Annotated in this window: 3 protein-coding genes; 2 read left to right on the plus strand and 1 reads right to left on the minus strand. The window is 61.6% G+C overall.

Translation table 11 applies throughout. The annotated features are described in order from the left end of the window. Positions 1-23: 23 nt before the first annotated feature. Positions 24-1,757 carry an L-arabinonate dehydratase gene (gene araD / locus ACIQ36_RS19120; protein ID WP_395832323.1) on the minus strand — a complete coding sequence of 578 codons (1,734 nt, stop codon included), beginning with the start codon at positions 1,755-1,757 and terminating at the stop codon, positions 24-26. 114 nt (positions 1,758-1,871) lie between these two features. On the opposite strand from araD, the gene ACIQ36_RS19125 reads away from it, so the two are divergent. Both ACIQ36_RS19125 and ACIQ36_RS19130 read left to right on the plus strand, forming a co-directional pair. After that, a complete protein-coding gene (locus ACIQ36_RS19125) occupies positions 1,872-2,567 on the plus strand; it encodes a GntR family transcriptional regulator (protein ID WP_395832325.1) in 696 nt (231 codons plus the stop codon). A gap of 147 nt (positions 2,568-2,714) precedes the next feature. Next, positions 2,715-3,710 carry a mannonate dehydratase gene (locus ACIQ36_RS19130; RefSeq protein WP_395832327.1) on the plus strand — a complete coding sequence of 332 codons (996 nt, stop codon included), beginning with the start codon at positions 2,715-2,717 and terminating at the stop codon, positions 3,708-3,710. Positions 3,711-3,796: the final 86 nt, after the last annotated feature.

The following is a 3,796-nucleotide window of genomic DNA, read 5'->3' on the forward strand; positions in this document are numbered from 1 at the left end:
AACATCGGAAAAACCTCCAAACCTTAAAAAATGACGGGTTCCGGCACGGGTGCGCCGAAGTCAGTTTGCAGAAAGTCGAAATCACAGCCCTGATCGGCCTGGGTGATGTGCCGGGAGAACATCCAGCCGTAGCCCCGCTCGTAGCGCGGCGCGGGCGGCGGCAGGGCAGCCCGACGGCGCTCCAACTCCGCGTCGGACACATCGAGCGAGATGCTGCGCGCGGGCACATCAACGGTAATGATATCGCCCGTCTGCACCAGCGCCAGCGGCCCGCCGATAAAGGATTCGGGCGAGACGTGCAGAATACAGGCACCGTAGCTGGTGCCGCTCATGCGCGCGTCCGACAGGCGGACCATATCGCGCACCCCCTGCTTCACCAGTTTCTTCGGAATCGGCAGCATGCCCCATTCCGGCATCCCTGGCCCGCCGAGTGGCCCGGCATTGCGCAGAACCAGCACATGCTCGGGCGTCACATCCAGATCGTCGCTATCGATCACGGCTTTCAGCGCCGGGTAATCGTCGAACACCAGGGCCGGGCCGGAGTGGCGGAGCAGATGGGGGGCTGCCGCCGAGGGTTTCATGACGCAGCCATTGGGGGCGAGATTGCCTTTCAGCACCGCCAGCGCCCCTTCGGCATAGATGGGATTATCGAGCGGGCGAATCACATCGTCATTATAGACCTGCACCCCCTCCAACTCTTCCGCCCAGGTGCGGCCCGAAACGGTGATTTGGGTAAGGTCCAGGAAGGGTTTCAAGCGCAGCATCAGGCCCAAAAAGCCGCCCGCATAGTAGAAATCTTCCATGAGGTAGGTATCGCCGCTGGGGCGGATATTGGCGATGACCGGTACCTTGCGGCTGGCCGCGTCGAAATCCTCCAAGCTCAGGGCGTGCCCCGCCCGGCGCGCCATCGCCAGCAGATGAATGACCGCATTGGTGGAACAGCCCATCGCCATCGCTACGACAATGGCATTGCGAAACGCGCCTTCGGTTTGGATTTTGGCGGGGGTTAGGTCTTCCCAAACCATTTCCACCGCGCGGCGGCCCGCGTCGGCGCACATGCGGATGTGGTTGGCATCGGCAGCCGGAATCGACGACGCGCCCGGTAGACTCATGCCGATGGCGTCGGCCAGCCCCGTCATGGTGGAGGCGGTGCCCATCGTCATGCACACACCATAGGAGCGGGCGATGCCCACTTCCATTTCGCCCCAATCCTTATCGGAAATCGCCCCGGCGCGGCGTTCGTCCCAATATTTGAAGGCGTCGGAGCCCGAGCCCAACACTTTACCGTGCCAATTGCCGCGCAGCATCGGCCCTGCCGGAACGAAAACCGCCGGAACCCCGGCACTGGTTGCGCCCAGCAGCAGGCCCGGCGTGGTCTTATCGCAGCCGCCCATCAGCACCACGCCATCGACCGGGTGCGAGCGGATCAACTCCTCCGCTTCCATCGCGAGGAAATTGCGGTAGAGCATCGTCGTCGGCTTCACTTTGCTTTCCGACAGGGAAATCGCGGGCAGTTCCACCGGAAACCCGCCCGCTTGCAAAATGCCGCGCTTCACATCCTCCACCCGCTGCTTGAAATGCGCGTGGCACTGGTTGAGGTCCGACCAGGTATTGAGAATGGCGATCACCGGCTTGCCGACATAATCCGCCGCCGAATAACCCATTTGATTCATACGCGAGCGGTGCCCGAAGGAGCGGAAATCGTCGGGGCCAAACCAGCGCGCGCTACGCAACTGCTCGGGAGTTTTGCGGGTCATCGGGCACCTATGCTGGAGAATTGCGCGAGCGGGAGAATTCAGGGCGCAGACAGAAGCTAAGCCGCTAATGCATTAGTGCGTCAAGCCCAAATCTGCGCTATCATTGACATTGATATGGATAAGCTCGCGACCGTACCGCCCCTCTCCGCCTCGCGCAGCCGCGCGGGAACGCCTGCGGTTTTCGATGTGCTGCGCGAAGAGATTATCGCGCTGACGCTGGCACCCCGGGCGGTGCTGTCGCGGCCCGATCTGCAAGCGCGCTTCGGCGTCAGTTCGACCCCGATCCGCGACGCGCTGTCTCGGTTGGACGAGGAAGGGTTGGTGCGGATTTTCCCGCAACGCGCCACTATCGTCAGCCCCATCGATCTGAGCCACGCCCGCCAGGGGCAGTTTCTGCGCCGCGCGGTAGAAGTGGAAATCGCGCGCACGCTGGCGGCCAAACCCGATCAAGCTTTGATCGAAACCCTGCGCAGTATCATCCGCCAGCAAGCCGCTTTCGCCGAGCTGGGGGAGTTTGAGCTGTTCACCCAGCTCGATCAGGAGTTCCACCGTCGGCAGTATGCCGCCGCCGATGTGCTGGACCTGTGGCATCTGGTGCGCCGCCAGGGCGGGCATATCGACCGGCTGCGCCGCCTGCATCTGCCCGTTCCAGGGAAGCGGGCCGATATTCTGCGCGATCACGCGGCCATCGTTGGCGCCATTGCCACGGGCGATCCGGACGGGGCGGAAGCGGAAGTGCGCGGGCACCTGTCGCGCTCCTTGGATTTCATCGAAACCTTGCGCGAATCGCACCCGAATTATTTCGGATAACCGTAAATTGGTCTGACAAATCAGCACGGCAGACCTGCGGAATAAGCGGGAAAATGGCCTCCCCAAGCCTTGCGATCCCAGTATCGCGGTATAAGCTGTCGGACACTCTAACAAAAAACGGCTTAACGGTTTAGGGAAAGAAACGCCATGCACCTCGGCACACAGAACGCCGCGCGGGACGATAATGATTTTAAGACCTTCGCCCAATTGGGCCTGAAGCACCTCTGTTCCGACCCGCCCGGCAAGCCGACCGGCTGGACGCTGGACGATCTGCTGCGCCACCGCGAGAAGGTCGAATCCTTCGGGATGTCCCTCGATATGGTGCAACTGCCAATGAGCTCGCGCCCCATCGAACTGCAAGATAGCCCCGATATTCTGCTGGCAGGACCGAACCGCGACCGGCAGCTTGAGGTGATCTGCCGCCTGATTGAGAATTTGAAAACCGCAGGCATTCCGGCGGCCAAGTATAACCTCAACCTGATTGGCATTCCCCGGACCGACATGGAAATCGGGCGCGGCGGCTCCCGCCATGAAGCCTTTCGTTGGGATAAGGTCGATCAAGCCGCGTCGCCCGGCGCGGCGGGCCTCGTTTCGGAAGACGAAAATTGGGAGCGGATCGATTATTTCCTCTCCCAAATCGTTCCCGTCGCCGAAGCCAACCAAATCCGCCTCGCCTGCCACCCGCACGATCCCTATACCCCCCCCGGCTATAAGGGCGTCACCCGCGTGCTCGGCACCGTCGAGGGCTTAAAGAAATTCGTCCAACTGCACGAAAGCCCCTACCACGGGCTCAATTTCTGCCAAGGCACGGTTGCGGAAATGCTGGACGATCCGCGCGCCGAAATCGGCGACGTGATCCGCTGGTTCGGCTCCCGCAATAAAATCTTCAATGTCCATTTCCGCAATATTCGCGGCGGCAAACTCTCCTTCATGGAGGTCTTCCCGGATGATGGCGATATGGACATGTTCGACTCGCTCAAAGCCTATGCCGAGACCGGCTACCAATACATGCTGATGCCCGACCACGTCCCCCATATCGATAGCCGCGACCCGGAAGGCACCGCCTTTTCCTTCTGCTTCGGCTATATCCAGGGGCTGCTGGACGCGGTGAAGCACCTGTATCCGAACGCGGTAACGGCGTGAGGCTCATTCCGAGAGGGCTATTTGCCCTCTCGGGCTCTCCCAACCAGGGCCGACGGCCCTGGACGGTGTGTCTTGAGAGCGACTAG

It is taken from the genome of Elstera sp. (assembly GCF_044372965.1).
GTDB lineage: Bacteria > Pseudomonadota > Alphaproteobacteria > Elsterales > Elsteraceae > Elstera.

Coding starts and splice junctions, on each gene's coding strand:
- araD (WP_395832323.1), bottom strand. CDS start 1,757: ATGACCCGCAAAACTCCCGAGCAGTTGCGTAGCGCGCGCTGGTTTGGC.
- ACIQ36_RS19125 (WP_395832325.1), top strand. CDS start 1,872: ATGGATAAGCTCGCGACCGTACCGCCCCTCTCCGCCTCGCGCAGCCGC.
- ACIQ36_RS19130 (WP_395832327.1), top strand. CDS start 2,715: ATGCACCTCGGCACACAGAACGCCGCGCGGGACGATAATGATTTTAAG.